Source organism: Pseudomonas sp. GW821-FHT01E10 (genome assembly GCF_059422365.1).
Genome location: NZ_JBWKWT010000008.1, coordinates 109,013 through 127,804, shown reverse-complemented (window position 1 = coordinate 127,804; position 18,792 = coordinate 109,013). Strand labels below are relative to the sequence as shown.

General features: G+C 60.1%; 21 protein-coding genes. All 21 read right to left on the bottom strand.

Features of this window, described 5'->3' with window-relative positions:
• Nucleotides 1-2: 2 nt before the first annotated feature.
• On the bottom strand, nucleotides 3-272 hold the full coding sequence (gene fliQ / locus AC07V0_RS16410; RefSeq protein ID WP_007938648.1) for a flagellar biosynthesis protein FliQ: 270 nt from the start codon (nucleotides 270-272) through the stop codon (nucleotides 3-5).
• A complete protein-coding gene (gene fliP / locus AC07V0_RS16405) occupies nucleotides 269-1,027 on the bottom strand; it encodes a flagellar type III secretion system pore protein FliP (RefSeq protein WP_007938646.1) in 759 nt (252 codons plus the stop codon). The genes fliQ and fliP overlap by 4 nt, the downstream gene beginning before the upstream one ends.
• The gene (gene fliO, locus AC07V0_RS16400) at nucleotides 1,027-1,476 is read right to left on the bottom strand and encodes a flagellar biosynthetic protein FliO (RefSeq protein WP_018925053.1); all 450 of its coding nucleotides are present in this window, start codon (nucleotides 1,474-1,476) and stop codon (nucleotides 1,027-1,029) included. The genes fliP and fliO overlap by 1 nt, the downstream gene beginning before the upstream one ends.
• The gene (fliN, locus tag AC07V0_RS16395) at nucleotides 1,477-1,935 is read right to left on the bottom strand and encodes a flagellar motor switch protein FliN (protein WP_007938642.1); all 459 of its coding nucleotides are present in this window, start codon (nucleotides 1,933-1,935) and stop codon (nucleotides 1,477-1,479) included.
• A 58-nt stretch (nucleotides 1,936-1,993) separates the two neighbouring features.
• The gene (fliM, locus tag AC07V0_RS16390; RefSeq protein ID WP_007938639.1) at nucleotides 1,994-2,962 is read right to left on the bottom strand and encodes a flagellar motor switch protein FliM; all 969 of its coding nucleotides are present in this window, start codon (nucleotides 2,960-2,962) and stop codon (nucleotides 1,994-1,996) included.
• A 9-nt stretch (nucleotides 2,963-2,971) separates the two neighbouring features.
• A complete protein-coding gene (fliL, locus tag AC07V0_RS16385; protein ID WP_064619464.1) occupies nucleotides 2,972-3,472 on the bottom strand; it encodes a flagellar basal body-associated protein FliL in 501 nt (166 codons plus the stop codon).
• A 215-nt stretch (nucleotides 3,473-3,687) separates the two neighbouring features.
• Nucleotides 3,688-5,085 (bottom strand): flagellar hook-length control protein FliK, encoded by a 1,398-nt coding sequence (locus AC07V0_RS16380; protein ID WP_495019693.1) that lies wholly within the window; start codon nucleotides 5,083-5,085, stop codon nucleotides 3,688-3,690.
• A gap of 105 nt (nucleotides 5,086-5,190) precedes the next feature.
• Nucleotides 5,191-5,538: an Hpt domain-containing protein gene (locus AC07V0_RS16375; protein ID WP_018925049.1), complete on the bottom strand. Its 348-nt coding sequence runs from the start codon at nucleotides 5,536-5,538 to the stop codon at nucleotides 5,191-5,193.
• A 32-nt stretch (nucleotides 5,539-5,570) separates the two neighbouring features.
• Nucleotides 5,571-7,274, bottom strand: a complete 1,704-nt coding sequence (locus tag AC07V0_RS16370; protein WP_064619470.1) for an ATP-binding SpoIIE family protein phosphatase — start codon at nucleotides 7,272-7,274, stop codon at nucleotides 5,571-5,573.
• Between the two features lie 5 nt (nucleotides 7,275-7,279).
• The gene (locus AC07V0_RS16365) at nucleotides 7,280-7,585 is read right to left on the bottom strand and encodes an STAS domain-containing protein (RefSeq protein ID WP_018925047.1); all 306 of its coding nucleotides are present in this window, start codon (nucleotides 7,583-7,585) and stop codon (nucleotides 7,280-7,282) included.
• 165 nt (nucleotides 7,586-7,750) lie between these two features.
• Nucleotides 7,751-8,200: a flagellar export protein FliJ gene (gene fliJ, locus AC07V0_RS16360; RefSeq protein ID WP_026345699.1), complete on the bottom strand. Its 450-nt coding sequence runs from the start codon at nucleotides 8,198-8,200 to the stop codon at nucleotides 7,751-7,753.
• A 6-nt stretch (nucleotides 8,201-8,206) separates the two neighbouring features.
• Complete coding sequence (fliI, locus tag AC07V0_RS16355; RefSeq protein WP_086945863.1) at nucleotides 8,207-9,565, bottom strand: flagellar protein export ATPase FliI; 1,359 nt, start codon at nucleotides 9,563-9,565, stop codon at nucleotides 8,207-8,209.
• Complete coding sequence (gene fliH / locus AC07V0_RS16350; RefSeq protein WP_086945864.1) at nucleotides 9,555-10,364, bottom strand: flagellar assembly protein FliH; 810 nt, start codon at nucleotides 10,362-10,364, stop codon at nucleotides 9,555-9,557. The genes fliI and fliH overlap by 11 nt, the downstream gene beginning before the upstream one ends.
• Before the next feature lie 7 nt (nucleotides 10,365-10,371).
• Entirely contained in the window at nucleotides 10,372-11,391 is a 1,020-nt protein-coding gene (fliG, locus tag AC07V0_RS16345; RefSeq protein WP_003184041.1) for a flagellar motor switch protein FliG, read from the bottom strand.
• Nucleotides 11,384-13,171, bottom strand: a complete 1,788-nt coding sequence (gene fliF, locus AC07V0_RS16340) for a flagellar basal-body MS-ring/collar protein FliF (protein ID WP_086945865.1) — start codon at nucleotides 13,169-13,171, stop codon at nucleotides 11,384-11,386. Before fliF ends, fliG begins: the two co-directional genes overlap by 8 nt.
• 15 nt (nucleotides 13,172-13,186) lie before the next feature.
• Entirely contained in the window at nucleotides 13,187-13,516 is a 330-nt protein-coding gene (gene fliE, locus AC07V0_RS16335; RefSeq protein ID WP_018925042.1) for a flagellar hook-basal body complex protein FliE, read from the bottom strand.
• Nucleotides 13,517-13,645: 129 nt separating this feature from the next.
• Nucleotides 13,646-15,031: a sigma-54-dependent transcriptional regulator gene (locus AC07V0_RS16330; RefSeq protein ID WP_086945866.1), complete on the bottom strand. Its 1,386-nt coding sequence runs from the start codon at nucleotides 15,029-15,031 to the stop codon at nucleotides 13,646-13,648.
• A 5-nt stretch (nucleotides 15,032-15,036) separates the two neighbouring features.
• Nucleotides 15,037-16,242: a sensor histidine kinase gene (locus AC07V0_RS16325; RefSeq protein ID WP_173861127.1), complete on the bottom strand. Its 1,206-nt coding sequence runs from the start codon at nucleotides 16,240-16,242 to the stop codon at nucleotides 15,037-15,039.
• A 127-nt stretch (nucleotides 16,243-16,369) separates the two neighbouring features.
• Nucleotides 16,370-17,845 (bottom strand): sigma-54 dependent transcriptional regulator, encoded by a 1,476-nt coding sequence (locus tag AC07V0_RS16320; RefSeq protein WP_026345697.1) that lies wholly within the window; start codon nucleotides 17,843-17,845, stop codon nucleotides 16,370-16,372.
• A gap of 172 nt (nucleotides 17,846-18,017) precedes the next feature.
• Nucleotides 18,018-18,314 carry a flagellar protein FliT gene (gene fliT / locus AC07V0_RS16315; protein ID WP_086945868.1) on the bottom strand — a complete coding sequence of 99 codons (297 nt, stop codon included), beginning with the start codon at nucleotides 18,312-18,314 and terminating at the stop codon, nucleotides 18,018-18,020.
• A 10-nt stretch (nucleotides 18,315-18,324) separates the two neighbouring features.
• Nucleotides 18,325-18,720: a flagellar export chaperone FliS gene (gene fliS / locus AC07V0_RS16310; RefSeq protein ID WP_064619487.1), complete on the bottom strand. Its 396-nt coding sequence runs from the start codon at nucleotides 18,718-18,720 to the stop codon at nucleotides 18,325-18,327.
• Nucleotides 18,721-18,792: the final 72 nt, after the last annotated feature.

The window sequence follows — 18,792 nt, the reverse complement described above, 5'->3', positions numbered from 1 at the left end:
GCTTAACCGATGACCTGAGGAATGCTGTGGTACAGCTGAAGAATGTATTCCATGAAAGTCTGCACCAGCCACGGGCCGGCAACGATCAGCGTCACCAGCATCACCAACAGACGCGGCAGGAAGCTCAGGGTCTGTTCGTTGATCTGCGTGGCCGCCTGGAACATCGCCACCAACAGCCCCACCAGCAAGCTCGGAATCACCAGCACGGCGACCATCATGGTGGTCAGCCACAGCGCTTCGCGAAAGATGTCCACGGCAACTTCGGGCGTCATGGTGAAACACCGCCGAAGCTGCTGGCCAACGTGCCGATGATCAACGCCCAGCCATCCACCAGCACGAACAGCATGATTTTGAACGGCAGGGAAATGATCAGTGGCGAGAGCATCATCATACCCATCGCCATCAGCACACTGGCCACCACCAGGTCGATGATCAGGAACGGAATGAAGATCATGAAGCCAATCTGGAACGCGGTTTTCAGTTCCGAGGTCACGAACGCCGGCACCAGAATCGTCAGCGGCGCCTGATCCGGCGTAGCAATATCAGTGCGCTTGGACAGGCGCATGAACAGCTCCAGATCGCTGCTGCGAGTCTGGGCCAGCATGAAGTCCTTGATCGGCACCTGAGCCTTGGCGACAGCATCCTGAGCGGTGAGTTTCTCCGCCAGATACGGCTGCAAGGCATCCTGATTCACCCGATCGAACACCGGCGCCATGATAAACATGGTGAGGAACAGCGCCATGCCGGTGAGGATCTGGTTCGACGGTGTCTGCTGCAAGCCCAGGGCCTGACGCAGGATCGAGAACACGATGATGATCCGGGTAAAACTGGTCATCAGCATGACGAACGCCGGGATGAAACTCAGCGCCGTCATGATCAGCAGGATTTGCAGGCTGACCGAGTATTCCTGGGCGCCATTGGCATTGGTGCCCAGGGTGATCGCCGGGATCGACAACGGATCGGCGGCGAACGCCAGTGGCGCAGCCAGCATCAGGGCCAGCGTCAAGACGATGCGTAACGCACCCATTACTTCTTATCCTTCTGATCCTTGCCAAGCATCTCCAACAGACGCTGGGCAAACTCCGGAGTCGCTTTCTCGGTTGCGCCCGGCACTTGTACCGGCTCCTTGAGCACATGCAACGCGGTGATGGTGCCGGGGCTCAGGCCGAGCAGAATCTGTTCGTTGCCGACCTGTACCAGCATCAAGCGGTCACGGGGGCCGAGGGCTCGGGAACCGATCAACTCGATCACTTGCCCCTTGCCCGCCGGGCCGGCCTGCTGAACCCGGCGCAGCAGCCAGGCGAGGAAGAAGATCAACCCCAACACCAGCAGCAAGCCGAACACCAATTGCGTCAATTGCCCGGCCACACCACTGCTGACAGCTGGCGCGGCGGCCGCTGTCGCAGCAGTCGTCACCGACTCGGCCGCCAGCACGCTGGATGGCAAGGCCAACAGAACCGCAAGAACCTTGTTCACTCAGCGCAGCTTCTTGATGCGTTCGCTTGGGCTGATCACGTCGGTCAGGCGGATGCCGAACTTTTCGTTGACCACTACCACTTCGCCGTGGGCGATGAGCGTGCCGTTGACCAGCACGTCCAGCGGCTCGCCGGCCAGGCGATCGAGCTCGATCACCGAACCCTGGTTGAGTTGCAGCAGGTTGCGGATGTTGATGTCGGTGCTGCCGACTTCCATGGAAATCGACACCGGGATATCAAGGATCACGTCCAGGTTCGGACCGTCCAGCGTCACTGGATCGTTGTTCTTCGGCACGCTGCCGAACTCTTCCATCGGCAGACGGTTGGAGCCCGACGTACCGGCATCGGCCGCCAGCAGCGCATCAATGTCAGCCTGCCCGGCGTCACCGGTCTCTTCCAGGGCCGCAGCCCATTCGTCGGCCAGTGCCTGGTCGTCCTGGGCGTTCATATCGTCGTTCATCATTTGTCCTCGGCGGGCAACAATTCAGTTAAATGCGTAGGGGGGGTACGAGCGCCGGTCAGCGGCGCTCGATCGGCTCGATCACTTGCAACGCGAGGTTGCCTTTGTGCGAGCCCATCTTGACCTTGAAGGCCGGCACGCCGTTGGCGCGCATGATCATTTCTTCCGGCATCTCGACCGGGATCACGTCGCCGGGCTGCATGTGCAGGATGTCGCGAAGGCGCAGCTGGCGGCGGGCAACGGTGGCACCGATCGGTACGTCGACGTCCAGCACGTCCTGGCGCAAGGCGTTGATCCAGCGCTCGTCCTGATCGTCGAGGTCCGACTGGAAGCCGGCATCGAGCATCTCGCGCACCGGCTCGATCATCGAGTACGGCATGGTCACGTGCAGGTCGCCGCCACCGCCATCGAGTTCGATGTGGAACGTCGACACCACAATGGCTTCGCTCGGCCCGACGATGTTGGCCATGGCCGGGTTCACTTCCGAGTTGATGTACTCGAAGTTCACTTCCATGATCGCCTGCCAGGCTTCCTTCAAATCGACGAAAGCCTGTTCCAGCACCATGCGCACCACACGCAGTTCGGTGGGAGTGAATTCACGCCCTTCGATCTTCGCGTGACGGCCGTCGCCGCCGAAGAAGTTGTCCACCAGCTTGAACACCAGTTTGGCGTCGAGGATGAACAGCGCGGTGCCGCGCAGCGGTTTAATCTTGACCAGGTTGAGGCTGGTCGGCACGTACAGCGAGTGCACGTATTCACCGAACTTCATCACCTGCACGCCACCCACGGCAACGTCCGCCGAGCGGCGCAGCATGTTGAACATGCTGATGCGGGTGTAGCGGGCGAAACGCTCGTTGATCATTTCCAGCGTCGGCATGCGTCCACGGACGATGCGATCCTGGCTGGTCAGGTCGTAGCTTTTGACACTGCCGGGTTCGGCAGCGTTATCGGTCTGTACCAGACCATCGTCGACGCCATGCAACAGCGCATCGATCTCATCCTGGGACAGCAGGTCCTGCACGGCCATGTCGTGTTCCTACTGCAGTACGAAATTAGTGAAAAGCAACTGTTCGATCACCACTTTGCCCAGCTCTTTCTGCGCCACTTCCTGAACGCTGGCCGTGGCTTTCTGACGCAACATCTCCTGGCCGACCGGGGTCGCCAGCGTGGCGAAATCCTGACCGGAAAACAGCATGACCAGGTTATTGCGGATCACTGGCATGTGGACTTTGAGCGCCTCCAGATCAGCCTGATTACGCCCCTGCATGGTGATGCTCACCTGCATGTAGCGCTGACGGCCGTTCTGGGTGTAGTTGGCCACGAAGGCTGGAGCCATTGGCTCGAAGATCGCCGGCTGCTTGCCGACCACAGCGGTTTCAGTCGCGGCGGCAGGCTTGCTCTGGGCGCCGTGCATGAAGAACCAGGTCGCCCCCACGGACAAGCCGATCGCGAGCAGCAGGGCCACGACGATCACAATGATCAGCTTGATTTTGCCTTTGGTTGCGGGGTCTTTTACTACTGCTTCACTCTTCGCCATGCCAATAATCCGTCACTATTCGGGTTTTCACAGTCGCACGGCAAGGCAAGAGCAAGTGTTATGCCAGAAGTGTCTGGGGCTATGTGGAGGCGGCAGGCAGGCAACGAAAATCAAAAGATCGCAGCCTTCGGCAGCTCCTGCATTTGGATGGTGTACACCCGTAGATACAAGGAGCTGCCGAAGGCTGCGATCTTTTGAGGGGGCGTCCTGATTTATCAGGCGTAATAATCGACCGCGCTGGTGCCGATCACGCTGGTGGTGTTGGCGGCCACATCAGCGACCGTCGCAGGAAGCTCTTCATCCATCGAATCGAGGCGACCGCCACTGGCATTGGTGCGCCCGCCCTGCCCCTGTTGAGCCTGTTCCTGTTCCTGTTCCTGCCCCTGGCCCTGGCCCTGCCAGCCACGGGACTGATCGGAAACGTTGACGTCGACCTGGCCCATGCCCTGCTGCGCGAACATGTCTCGCAGGCGATGCATTTGCCCGTCGAGTGCTTCGCGAACGCTTGGGTGAGCGCTCATGAAGGTCACTTGGGTCTGCTGATCCGGAACCATGTTCACCCGAATATCGAGGCGTCCCAGTTCGGCCGGTTGCAACTGGATATCCGCCGCCTTGAGATTGGCGCTGGACAGGTACATGACCCGGTTGACCACCTCTTCGGTCCAACCGCTCTGATGCATGGCGATCGGTTGGTTCACCGGCAATGCATTGGCAGTCTTGGGTGTTGCCGCTTGGGTCAGAGCCGCCAGACGATTGGCGAAGTCATCGACACGGGTGTCGCTGCTGGCGGACTTGAGATCCTTGAGGCCGTCATCGATCAGGCCACTGAACGCCTTCTCGCCGCCCTGGCTGGTGCTGTCCTGATCAGCCTGCACGTCGAGCATGCTCGCCATGCCTGCAGCAAAGTTCTGTGCCGAGGTCAGCTCGCCGTCGACGTGAGCCTGAGTCGGCGCCGCTTTTGGCTGAGCCTGGCTGGCGGCCGAAACGTGCCCGCTCTGCTCCAACGCCATACGCACGGCCGGCAGCGCATCAAGAGGATCGGCTTCGGGATCGAAATCAGGATCGGTGGTCGCAGCGGCCGGCGTCGCTGTTGCGGTAACGGCGGCCGCGACGGGTGCTTGTACGGTTGACTGCACAGCGGCGACAACCGGTGGGGTTTCCGGTACAGGGGCTGGCAGCACCGGCTGCACCACTTGCATCAACGCCGGATCGAGGGCTGGATCGAGGGCTGGATCGACAGGCGCGGTATCGACTACCGGCGTCGTCGGCTCAGCGGTATCCGGCGCGTCATCGCTGGCGGTCTTGTCATCGGCCTGCGCCGGTTTATCGGCGGGCAAGGATTTGCCGCTATCGGCAACCGTCGGTTCCTGGGCGGCAGACGAGTCGTTGCCCACGTCCTTTTTGCCAGTGTTGTCCGAGGCTTTGTCACGTACAGGTTTAGCCGATCCGTCCGCCGTAGCCGAAGGCTTGTTCTGGGCTTGATTGGCGTAGACCTCAGCGAAGCTGGACGCCTTGTCCCCGGGCTCAACCGTCGACGCCGGTGTATTGGCGGACGCGGCTTGAGTCTTGGCCGCAGCAGCGGCCTGAATAAGAATGTTGGGGGTAACGGGCATGGAACGGTCTCCGCTGCACTGGGATCGTAGGTACAGTTGAGTGAGTTGACTGCAAGGGTCGAGCCAGCTTTGTTCGCTGGCCGCCAAAAGCGCTGGATGGTTGTCTTATTCAGCCAGGGAACGTTGGCGCTCTGCCTCAAAAAGCGGTCGAACAATCGCGAATTCGCCGTCGATCTCTCCAACCAGCGCTTCTATGCCTTCGAGTTTTTTCTCTTTGGCTCGCTGCTCCAGCTCATGGCACAGCTCAGCCAACCGAGTCGCGCCCATGTTGCTGCTGCTGCCCTTGAAACTGTGCGCCGTGGCACCTAACCGATCGGCATCGTCAGCCTTGCGCAGCAAGCTCAATCGCTCTTCGGAATCGCTGAGAAAGGTATCGAGCAATTCTGGATACCCATCCTCCATAACTTCTTGCAACGCGCTCAGCACGTCACGATCCAGATGTGTGTTGTCCACTTGTTCACTCCTTTGATCAAGAATGCCCGGGATTATGCCTGAGCCTCCCAGAAAAACTCCACGCGAGCACTGCGCCCATTATCGGACCAGCTCGCATGATGACTCAACTGTCGGATCAAACTGACTCCACGTCCCGACAAACGGACATCATCGACGGGACGCTCCATCACCCGCACCACATCGAAGCCCTTGCCACTGTCTTCGACTCGAACAGTCAGGCAACCACCTTCGCCTTTGGGCGTCACCTGCAAATGTACCCGCACATAGCCGTCCTGCAATTCGTCCAGGCGCGCACTGCGCTGCTGATAATAACGCGCAAAACCCGAAGCATCGCGCTTGAGACTCGAATCCAGACCTAGCACGCCATGCTCCAGGGCGTTGGAGTAAAGCTCTGCCAGCACACTGTAGAGCGCACCACTTTGAGCGCGCAGGCCGTGCACCTCAAACAGCAATTGCAACAGGTACGGCAGCGGGTTGAAGCGTTTGAGGGTGGCGGCGCGAAATTCGAAACTCACCGACCAGTCCAGCGGGCAGGACTGACCGCTGTCGGAATATACCGGTGCTGGCGGGCTCAGTTGCGCCGCATCCAACAGGCTGACCTCAACCATGCTCACGTCATCGCGAGCCTCGCCGCGAAAGTCCCGCAGAGCCTGCTCGATTTCTTCGAACAGCGCATCGGGCTGACGATTGGCTGCAAACACCTGCTCCAATCGCTCTACGCCAAATAACTGCTCATTGGCATCGCAAGTATCGATCACTCCATCAGACAACAGGAACACCCGATCCCCGACAGCCATCGGGAACACCTCGGTGCGGTCATCGAAGGTTTGCGGGCTCAGCACACCCAGCGGCAAGTGCCGTGCCGTGAGCGCTGTACGCTCGCCGCTGGTGGCGTTGTGCAAATAGCCGTCCGGCATCCCGCCGTTCCAGACCTCCACCGACCCTCGCTGAAAGCTCAGGCGCAGCAGGGTCGCGCAGCAGAACATGTCGACCGGCAGGATACGTTTGAGTTTGGCGTTCATCTCGCGCAGGGTTTCGGACAAGCCATAACCCTTGGCGGTCATGCCATAGAAAACTTCGGCCAACGGCATGGCACCGACAGCGGCCGGCAAACCATGGCCGGTGAAATCACCGAGTAACACATGCATGTCGCCGACCGGGGTAAACGCGGCCAGCAACAGATCGCCGTTGAACAGCGCATAGGGCGATTGCAGATAACGGATGTTCGGCGCATTCAGGCAACCGGAGTGGGCCACCTTGTCGAACACGGCTTTGGCCACTCGCTGCTCGTTGAGCAGGTAATCATGGTGCCTGGCGATCAGGTCGCGCTGCTCCAGCACCGTGGCCTGCAAACGCCGCAGGCGGTCCATTGCCTTGATCTTGGCCGCGAGGATCACCTGGTTGTAAGGCTTTGCCAGAAAGTCGTCGCCCCCGGCCTCCAGACAACGAGCCAGGGCTTCGCTTTCGGTCAGCGACGTCAGAAAGATGATCGGCACCAGGGTTTCGCCGGCCAGCGCCTTGATCTGCTGCGCAGCCTCGAAGCCATCCATCACCGGCATCATGGCGTCCATCAGCACCAGGTGCGGCCGCTGCGAGCGAAACGCCTCGACCGCCTCGGCGCCATTACTGGCTGTCAGCACTTCATGACCCTGACGACGGACGATAGTCGACAGCAGCATACGATCGGCCGCACTGTCTTCGGCGATCAGAATCGTCAGCGGCTCGAGCGGCTGCATGACAGTCAACTGATGTCGAACAGCTTGTCGAAGTTGGAGATGGCGAGGATTTTCTTCACATCGCTACTGCTGTTGACGACACGAATATCGGAGTTGTCGCCACCGGCGTGATCGCGCAGCAAAAGCAACATGCCCAGCGCCGAACTGTCGAGATACGTGGCGTCCTTCAGATCTACGACGATGGACTCGGGTTTCTGGTTGAGTCGCTCGTAGGACTCACGAAACTCCTGATGACGACCGAAATCGAATCGCCCCTTAACCGAAATCGTCAACTTTTGCCCATCCGGGGATACTTCTGTAACGACTGACATTTCACGGCTTCCTTGTCATTGGCGAACGTACGTGTACAAGGTTTAGCACTTGCCGGGGGCTGGGGCAAGGTCAAAAGATCGCAGCCTTCGACAGCGTCTCCGGAATCAGGTTTGCATGCACCCGTGCAGGTGCTGCCGCAGGCTGCAATCCTTTGAAACCAACACTCAATACGAATCCTGACGCGGCAACCGCTGGGACAATTCATCCAGCAACTTCTGCTCGCGCTTGTCTTCCAGTTGCCGTGCCTCATCCATGTAGCGCTGAACCAGTTTGCGCAAGCCTTCGACCCGGGCAAATGCCTGTTGCCAGGCTTCTCGGGCCTTGTTCAGGTTGTTTTGATGCCAGTTCAGGCTCTGGCGCTGCTGGTCGATGGCCGTGCCCAATTGCGCGAGAAAACCCTGATAGCCCAGCAGCCACTGACCCGAAACGCCGCCGCTGCCGCGCACGATCCATTGCTCCTGGTAGTCGAGACGGAAGGCTTCGAGGTCGGCGAGTTTGCTTTCCGCCAAACGAACCTGGCCCTGGAAGTGCCCCAGGCGCTGGACGGCGGTTTTCTCCGCCTTTTCAGCCATTTCCACCACGGGCGCCAAACGTGTTGCGCGACTCGGGGCCATGACCGGTTAACCGCCCGGCGCTGGCGCAAAGACCGACGCGAGATGGTTTTCGCTGGCGCCCATGCTGATGTTATCGTTCAAGCCCTGACGCAGGTACAGGGTCATGGCCGGTTGCAGATTGATCGCGGTGTCGGTTTCCCGGTCCCCACCGGGCACATACGCGCCAACGCTGATCAGGTCGCGGCTCTGCTGATAGCGCGACCAGTATTGCTTGAACATCTGTGCGTGGTTCAAGTGCTTGATGCCGACCACCGATGGCATGACCCGACTGATAGACGCTTCGATGTCGATAGCCGGGTAATGCCCTTCCTCCGCCAGACGCCGGGACAGCACGATGTGCCCGTCGAGCACACCCCGCGCCGAGTCGGCGATCGGGTCCTGTTGGTCATCGCCTTCAGACAATACCGTGTAGAACGCGGTGATCGAGCCACCGCCCTTTTCGGCGTTACCGGCCCGCTCCACCAGTTTCGGCAACTTGGCAAACACCGACGGCGGATAGCCCTTGGTCGCCGGCGGTTCGCCGATGGCCAGGGCGATTTCCCGCTGGGCCTGAGCGAAACGGGTCAGGGAATCCATCAGCAACAGGACATTCTTGCCCTTGTCGCGGAAATACTCGGCGATCCGCGTGCAGTACATGGCCGCGCGCAAACGCATCAGCGGCGCATCGTCCGCCGGCGAAGCCACCACCACCGAACGCTTGAGCCCTTCTTCACCGAGGATGTGCTCGATGAACTCTTTAACTTCTCGACCCCGCTCACCGATCAGCCCGACCACGATAATGTCGGCCTCGGTGAAACGGGTCATCATGCCCAACAACACACTCTTGCCGACGCCGGTACCGGCGAACAGCCCGAGGCGCTGACCGCGACCGACCGTCAACAAACCGTTGATGCAGCGAATGCCCACGTCAAGCGGCTGGCTGATCGGGTCACGCTTGAGCGGGTTGATGGTCGGGCCGTCCATTGGCACCCAGTCTTCAGCCTTCATCCCGCCCTTGCCATCCAGCGCACGACCGGCGCCATCGAGTACCCGCCCGAGCATGCTCATGCCCATCGGCAAGCGACCGTTGTCCGCCAGAGGAACCACCCGTGCGCCTGGCGCAATGCCGGCGACGCTGCCGACCGGCATCAGAAACACTTTGCTGCCGGAGAAGCCCATGACTTCGGCTTCGACCTGCACCGGGTGATAGCTGTCATCGTTGATGACCATGCAGCGGCTGCCCATGGCGGCGCGCAAGCCTTCGGCTTCGAGGGTCAGGCCGACCATACGCAACAGGCGACCTTCGAGGATCGGCGCGCCAGCCAGCTCCGTGGCCTCGGCGTAGCTGCCGAGGCGCTTGGCGAAGCTGGTGCGATCAAGTCGCATCGGGATGGTCCAGTTCCGGTTCGACCGGGGTGACGGCAGGCTTCTTGTCGATCGGCAATTCCAGGCTGAGGTCCGGCGCGGCCGGGTGCAACGCCTGATCGTGCAATTGGTCGAACAGCTTGGCCATGACCTGGGTCACACGGGTTTCGATGGTCGCATCGATACGGCTGTGTTCGGTCTCGACCCGGCAACCGCCCGGCAACAAGGACTCGTCCTCGACGATGCGCCAGGTTTCCTCATGGCGCTCGCGCAGGGCTTTGACCTGTTCGAAATCCTGCGGGTTGACGTACAACCGCACATTGCCCACGCCCAGTGGCAAGAGCTTGAGCGCTTCACGCATGACGTGTTCGATCTGCGTCGAGTCGATGGCCAGCTCGCGCTGAATAACCTGTTTGGTGATGTGCTGTACAAGGTCGACCAGCGACTTTTCGATCTGGGTGTCCTGCTCGGCAATGGGCTCGAACAGGTTGGCCATCAACTGTTCCAGGTGCGCGATCTTGGCCGTCAGGGCCACTTCGGCTTCCTGACGGACCTTGAGCGTGGTGCTATGGAAACCTTCTTTCTCGCCAACCGCGAAGCCTTCGTTGTAGGCCTCCTGGCGAATGCTTTCGAGCTCTTCGAGGGTCAGTGGCTGGACTTCCTCCAGCGGCACTTCTTCCATTTCCGGCGGTTCGGGTTCCGGTTCCGGCTCGGGTTCCGGCACAAACGGGTCGAAGCTGGGCAGCGCCCAGACATCGAAACCTGCGACGTTCTTGCCACGGATCAGGTCGGTCTGGGACTCATCATGTTTGGACGACATAGTGACCTTAGATCATCTCTTCGCCGCCCTTCCCGCCGAGAACGATTTCTCCGGCTTCGGCCATACGGCGGGCAATGGTGAGGATTTCTTTCTGCGCCGTTTCCACGTCGCTGACACGCACCGGGCCTTTGGCCTCGAGGTCGTCGCGCAACAGTTCGGCCGCTCGTTTGGACATGTTCTTGAAGATCTTTTCCTTGACGCCTTCGTCCGAGCCTTTGAGGGCCAGCACCAGGACGTCCGAGGACACCTCGCGCAACAGCGCCTGAATACCGCGGTCGTCGACATCGGACAGGTTGTTGAACACGAACATGAGGTCTTCGATCTGACCGGACAGGTCTTCGTCGACTTCGCGGATCGAGTCCATCAACTGACCTTCGATCGAGCTGTCGAGGAAGTTCATGATGTCTGCCGCGCGCTTGATGCCACCCAGGGTGGTGCGCGAGGCATTCGAGTTGCCGGAGAACTGCTTCTCGAGAATCTGGTTGAGCTCTTTCAGGGCCGCCGGCTGCACGGTGTTCAGCGAAGACACCCGCAGGATGATGTCCAGCCGCACCTTATGGTCGAAGTTGCCCAGCACTTCACCGGCCTGGTCCGGATCAAGGTACGCCACTACGATCGCCTGGATCTGCGGGTGCTCGTAGCGGATCACGTCGGCGACGGCGCGCGGTTCCATCCACTTCAGACTGTCGAGGCCACTGGTGTTGCCGCCCAGCAGGATCCGGTCGATCAGGCCGTTGGCCTTGTCTTCGCCCAAGGCCTGGGTGAGCATTTTGCGCACGTAGTCATCGGAGCCGACGCCCAGGCTGGTCTGGTCGCCGACGATGTCGACGAACTCGCTCATGACCTGTTCGACCTGCTCGCGGTGCACGTTACCCATCTGGGCCATGGCCACGCCCACACGCTGGACCTCTTTGGGCCCCATGTGGCGCAGCACTTGTGCGGCATCCGTAGAACCCAGGGACAGCAGCAGGATCGCGGCTTTATCAACCCGGGACAGTTTGGCGACAGCGGCTCGGTTATCACTCATCTGCGTTAATCCACTCTTTCACGACCTGGGCCACGCGACCCGGATCTTCTGCCACCAGACTCTTGATTGCATTCAACTGTGCGTCATAGCCTTCGCTCGGGCTCGGCAGCAGGATGCTGGTCGGGCCACCGAGGCTGACGCGGTCGTTGGCCAGTTCGCCGTCCAGGCCGCCCATGCCACCGAGTTCCACGTCGCTGCCAAAGGCCGCGAGTTGCTTGTCTTTGCCCCCGCCGGTGATGTTCTTGAGCACCGGACGCAACACACCGAACACCAGCACCAGGATGAACAACACCCCCAGCACTTGCTTGACGATGTCCCAGAACCACGGCTGGGAGTAGAACGGAATCTCGGCGATCACTTCACCGCGCTCAGCAGAGAACGGCATGTTGATCACGCTGACGCTGTCGCCACGGCTGGCGTCGAAACCGACCGCGTCCTGCACCAGGCGAGTGAAGCGCGCCAATTCATCGGCGCTCCACGGCGCACGGGTGGTTTCGCCATTGGCTGCGTTGACCTTGACCTGATCGTCCACCACCACCGACACCGACAGGCGATTCAAACGGCCCTGCTGTTGTTTGGTGTGGCTGATGGAACGGTCGAGCTCGAAGTTCTTGGTGGATTGTTGACGCTTGTCGGCCGGGTACGGCGCCAGCATCGGCTGACCAGTGGCCGGGTCCATGATCTGCTGACCGTTGGCATCAAGCAGTGGCTGGCCTGGCTGCACCATGCCGGCCGACGCAGTGGCGCCACCAGTGGTTTGCGGCGCCGAGGCAGGCGACGGCGGCTGGTTGCTCAAGGCACCCGGCACACCTTGCGGGCCATTGCTGGCGGTACGTTGTTCGTTGACCGACTGCTCGCTGCGCAACGCCGGTTGATCCGGGTTGAACTGCTCGGAAGTCGATTCGACGGCGCTGAAATCCACATCGGCCGAGACTTCGGCTTTATAGCGGTCGTTGCCCAGCACCGGTTGCAGGATGTTATGCACGCGCTGAGTCAGCATGCTTTCCATGCGACGGCTGTAATCGAACTGCTTGCCGGCCATGGTCAGCTCAGAGTTTTCCGCCTGATCCGACAGCAGGTTGCCCTTCTGGTCGACAACGGTGATCTGCGATTTGCTCAGTTCGGGAACGCTGGTCGCCACCAGATTGATGATGGCGACGACCTGGCCTGGCTCCAGCGAGCGACCGGAATACAGTTCAACCAGAACCGAAGCGCTTGGCTTGCGCTCGTCACGCACGAACACCGAACTTTTCGGAATCGCCAGGTGCACGCGGGCACCCTTGACGTTGTTCAGGCTGGAAATGGTCCGGGCCAGTTCGCCTTCGAGGCCGCGACGATAGCGGGTCGCCTCCATGAACTGACTGGTACCCAGCCCCTGCTCCTTGTCGAGAATCTCGAAACCGATATTGCCGTCGCTGGGAGTGACACCAGCGGCCGCGAGCTTGAGCCGCGCACGGGACAGGTCATCGGCCTTGACCAGCAAGGCACCGGAATTCGGTTCGACGGTATAGGGAATGTCGGCGGCGGCCAGGGTTTCCATGACCTGTTTGGCGTCCATGCCGGCAAGGCTGCCGTATAGAGGCCGGTAGTCCGGCTGCTGGGACCACAACACCACGGCAAAACCAATCGCCACGCTCGCAGCCAGGCCGACCAACAGGCCCACCTGACGCAACATGGTCATCTCGGAGAGGTTTTCCAGGAAAGACAACCCGAACAGCGGCGGTTTGCCGTCTATTGGAGTGGCCTTGGCCGGAACATTATCGGCGATTGCTTCTGCCATGACTCAATCTCGTCCTTAAACCGGCATCTGCATGATGTCTTGGTAAGCCTGAACCAGCTTGTTACGCACTTGGGTCAGTGCCTGAAAAGACACGCTGGCCTTCTGTGAGGAAATCATCACGTCCGTCAGGTCGACGCCGCTTTTACCGATCTCGAAGGCACTGGCCAACTGATTGGACGCCTGCTGGGTGTCGTTCACTTTATTGACGGCCTGACCGAGCATGTCGGCAAAGCTGCTGCCACCCACTTCAGGGACTGCGGCAGTCGATTTCGGCGCAGACATGGCATCCATTTGCATGGCGCGCATATCCAGCATCAACCGGTTGAATTCAATACCTTGGCTCATGGTCTGCTCTCTTTGGCTACTCGCAATTTTTTGACACTCACTCGGCGAGTAGTGAGGTGTTAGCAACAAGGGTGCCAGCTCCGTGGCCGCTCTAAACAAAAGCTCTCCTGTGCTTTTGTTTGCCGACCGTTACGTGGCGAACAAATACGCTTCCACATCCATTCCGGCATCGCGCATCTGCGCCAGCTTGTAGCGCAAGGTGCGCGGGCTGATGCCCAGTCGCTCGGCGGCTTCTTTGCGGCGGCCGCGCTCGGCGCGCAAGGTGTCGATGATCATTTGGAACTCACGGCGCCGCAGGTCATCGCCGAGGGCGCCCGCCGATTCGACTTCGACTTCCACTGCTCGTGCAGGCGCCGGCGCCAATGCTGGCAATGGCGCACACGCCACGGGCCCGGCCAGACAAAAATCCTGCGGCTGGATCAAACCGCCCTGCTGCAGAATCAAGGCCCGCTGGATCGCGTTATCCAGTTCACGCACGTTGCCCGGCCACGGATAGCCGATCAGGCAGGCCTGCGCCTCGGGCGAAAGCTTTGCCGCGGCATGCTTCATTTTATTGACGTGTTTGGCCAGCAGGCGCTCGGCCAGCGGCAGGATGTCGGCGGTGCGTTCACGTAGCGGACGCCAGGCCAACGGGAACACCGACAGGCGATAGTAAAGATCTTCGCGGAAACGCCCCGCCGCCACTTCACCGGCCAGGTCACGGTTAGTGGTAGCGACCACTCGAATATCCAGCGTGATCGGCTTGCGTGCGCCGACTCGTTCGACTTCGCGCTCCTGCAATACGCGCAGTAACTTGGCCTGCAGGCCGAGGGGCATTTCAGAAATTTCATCGAGCAGGATCGTCCCGCCATCGGCCTGCTCGAACTTGCCGGCCTGCGCCGCGATGGCGCCGGTGAACGAACCTTTTTCGTGACCGAACAAAGTGGCTTCAAGCATGTTGTCCGGGATAGCTGCGCAGTTGATCGCAATGAATGGCTGACTGGCGCGATGGGAGTGCTGATGGATGTAACGCGCCAGCACTTCCTTGCCGGTCCCGGACTCACCGGAGATCAACACCGTGGAATCACTGCGCGCCACGCGCGCGGCCAATTCCAGCAATTGCGCACTGGCCGGCTCGAACGCCACAGGCCCCTCGCTCTCGGTCGCCCCGAGATTGCCCAAGGCGTGACGCGCCACCAGGTCGAGCAAGGCTTTGGGCTCGAACGGCTTGACCAGGTAATCCGCCGCGCCTTGACGCATGGCGTCGACCGCACGTTCGACCGCACCGTGAGCGGTCATCAACAACACCGGCAGTTGCGGCTGACGAGCCCGCAGCAATCCAAGCAGCTGATGACCGTCCATGCCCGGCATGTTGACGTCACTGACCACCAGGCTAAATGCCTCGGCGCCAACCGCAGCCAGCGCCTCTTCCGCCGAACCGACCGCCTTGTAAGCGTGTCCGGCAAGCACCAGCGTATCGGCCAGTGCTTCCCGTAGCGCGCGATCGTCCTCGACCAGTAAAACCTTGATGGTCATATCCTTCACTTCACTCCCTGAGCGCTGGACTGCTCACCCGCGAAAAGCGGCAGGATCACCTGCGCGCAAGTGCCGCGACCCGGCCGCGAACGCAACTGCAATTCTCCCTGATGAGCACGGGCCACTGCCTTGACCACGGTCAGCCCCAGACCGGTGCCGGTGGTTTTGGTGGTGAAAAACGGCTCGCCCAAACGTGCCAATACCTTCGTGTCGATACCACTGCCGCTGTCGCTGACCGATACGCGCAGGTTGTTGTCGCGGGTATACAGATGAACTTTCAAACGGACGTCGCCGGCGCTGGCCTGAATGGCGTTTTCGATCAGATTGAGGATCGCTCCGACCAGCGTATCGCGATTGCACAGCAACTCACCGGCATGACTGTCGCATTGCCAGCGCACCGGCAGATCCTGAACAAGAGTCAGCGCCGCCGCTTGCAGCGACTGCATCAGCATTTTTGGAGTAACACGATCGGTCAACGGCAGCTCACCGCGAGCGAACACCAGCATGTCGCGCACTTGGTGTTCCAGCTCATGCAGTCGCTCTTTCAGGCGGCCGGCAAAACGCTGCTGCGTGGCGACCGGTAGTTCCTGCTCAGTCAAATGACTGGCATAGAGCAACGCGGCGGACAACGGCGTACGAATCTGATGGGCCAACGAGGCGACCATGCGACCGAGCGACGACAGGCGCTCATGGCGGGCCAGTTGATCTTGCAGATGACGGGTTTCAGTCAGATCGTTGAGCAACACCAACTGACCGGGTTCGGCATCCAGCGAGCGGGTAGCGATCGACAGGCGCCGACCGTCCTTGAGGGAGATTTCGTGACCGTCGTCTTCGCGCGGCGCAAAGCATCGCGCAATGACCTGGCGCCACAACTCGCCTTCGAGGGGTAAGCCGAGCAGCTCACACGCAGCGGGATTGGCTTCACGCACGATGCCTTGGGCGTCGATGACGATGACGCCGCCGGGCAATAGATCGAGGAGGTTTTGCAGCCGGTTGGCCAGACGCTCTTTTTCCGCCAACTCCTGCATGCGCTGGGCGCTGACCACCGCCAGCTCACCTTTGAGCTCGGTGACCCGGGCTTCGAGCATGCTGTAGGAATCGGTCAATTGGCTCGACATCTGGTTGAACAGCGCAAACGCCTGCTCAAGGCCAAGCCGGCTTGCCTGCTCTACGGACGACGGTTGCCCCGAAACATCAGGGACAGGAGACATCTGGGCGGCTTGGGGCATTGTGCTCTCTCGCGTGGTGACCGTCAGTTAAACGGAACGTTGCGAGGGACGTAGCAATACCCGTGCCTAAAAAAAACTGCCTATAAATGAAGGGGTTGAAAAACAGGCGTCAATCATCCGCCTGTTCATCACCATCTCGACGACTCATGCCGTACTTGCGCATCTTCTCCACCAGGGTCGTGCGACGAATACGCAGCCGTTCGGCCGCCCGCGCCACAATGCCGTTGGCGTCATCCAGCGCCTGCTGAATCAACCCTTGCTCCAGACCGCCGAGGTAGTCTTTCAGGTCCAGGCCTTCCGGCGGCAGCAGCGCATTGGCGGTGAAGTCCGGGGTATGACCGTTGATGGCCACCCGCTCTTCGAGATCACTGCGCAGGCTGTCGACCAACTGCTCGTCTTCGTCATCGACGTAGCGGAATTTCTTCGGCAACTCGACCACGCCGATCACCCCGTACGGGTGCATGATCGCCATGCGCTCCACCAGGTTGGCCAGCTCGCGAACGTTGCCCGGCCAGCCGTGACGGCACAGCGACATGATCGCCGCCGAGTTGAACCGGATCGACCCGCGCTTCTCGTGCTCCATGCGCGAGATCAACTCGTTCATCAGCAACGGGATGTCTTCGACGCGCTCACGCAACGGCGCCATCTCGATCGGGAACACGTTCAGGCGATAGTAGAGGTCTTCGCGGAACGTGCCGATCTCGATCATGCTTTCGAGATTCTTGTGGGTTGCCGCGATGATCCGCACATCGACGCTTTGGGTCTTGTTGCTGCCCACGCGCTCGAACGTGCGCTCCTGCAAGACGCGCAACAGCTTGACCTGCATCGGCAACGGCATGTCGCCAATTTCGTCGAGGAACAGCGTACCGCCGTTGGCCAGCTCGAAACGCCCGGCACGGCTGGTGATCGCCCCGGTGAAGGCACCCTTCTCGTGACCGAACAATTCGCTTTCCAGCAACTCGGCCGGAATCGCCCCGCAGTTGACCGGAACGAACGGCGCTTCACGACGCTTGGAGTGGTAGTGCAGATTGCGCGCGACCACTTCCTTGCCAGTGCCGGACTCACCGAGGATCAGCACGCTGGCGTCGGTGTCGGCGACTTGCTGCATCATCTGACGGACGTGTTGAATCGCCCGGCTGGTGCCGACAAGGCTGCGGAAAAGATTCGGTTCACGGTGACGACCGCGCTCACGGGCCTGGTCATACATCTCGCGATAGACCTGGGCACGGTGCAACGAATCGAGCAGTTTGCTGTAGCTGGGCGGCATTTCGAGCGTCGAAAGCACTCGGCGACGCTGGTCTTCCGGCAAGTCAATGGAAGAATTATCGCCCATTAACAAAACTGGAAGGAACTCATCCCAGGTTGAGAGTGTCTTTAACAGGCCCAAAAGTGCACCAGGAGCATTTACCGTCCCGATGAGGACACAGATTACTTCACGACTTGATGACAGAGAGCCGACCGCCTGCTGCCAGTCATGGCTGCCACAGGGTAAATTTTCTTCGCCGAGAAAATTTAAAATCACCGCCAAATCGCGGCGGCGGACGCTATCGTCATCAATCAGCAGAATTTTGGTTTCACGCCACATGCAATAGCAACTTCCCTAGTCAACTCAATGCCCAAAATGAGGGGCAAGCTAGACGCTTGCAGACACGTTGTGCCTGTAGACGCCTGAAATCTGGAACCAGCCACTAGTTAAGTCAAAAAACCGTGCACAGTCAAATTTATGGCGCACTATGTTTGGATTAACTGAGGGTTAATTAACCAAACAGATGGTAAACCTTTGCCGCGTTCTGTGCTTGGTGGATCTGCGACATCTCGTCGACTATCGCTTGTCGCTCCCCCGTCGCCGCTTCCAGGAGCTGTTTATACACCCCCAGCAACTCCTCCAGGTTTTCGCGCAACGCGGCCTCGTCCACCGAAGCTTCACTCAAGACGTCTTCCATGCAGGAACGGCAAGCCAGGTCCAATTCACCGATGGCTTCCCAGTTACGCTCGGCCAATGCCTCGACCAGGGCGTCCCGGGTTTGTTCGATTCGCTGCAATACAAGACTCATGGTGATCTCCTTAAAACTGGGGAGCAGGTGCGCCAATAGCATCCCAACCGTCTTTCACCGTGCGAAGCAAATCGGCAACTTCGTCGAGGATTTTCGGATCGGTCTTGAGGTTGGCTTCTGCCAGGCGTTTCATCATGTAAGCATAGAGATTGTCCAACTCACCAACGGACTCCGCCTGCTTCTCCAGGTCCAATCCCTCTCGCAAACCACCGATAATGCCGATGGCCTTGCCGATTAGAACACCCTTGCTGGCGACATCCTTGCGCTCCATGGCGCCTTTAGCCTGAGCGATGCGATCCAGACCGCCTTCCATAAGCATTTGCACCAGACGATGAGGGCTGGCCTCGGAAGTCTGGGCTTGCGCGCCAATCTTCTGGTACTGCCGAAGGGCTAACATCGGGTTCATGCTGTACCTCATCTAAACTCTGTGATTCGTATAATCAGGCTATCGACATAGCGTCAAAAATCTTTAGCCCGA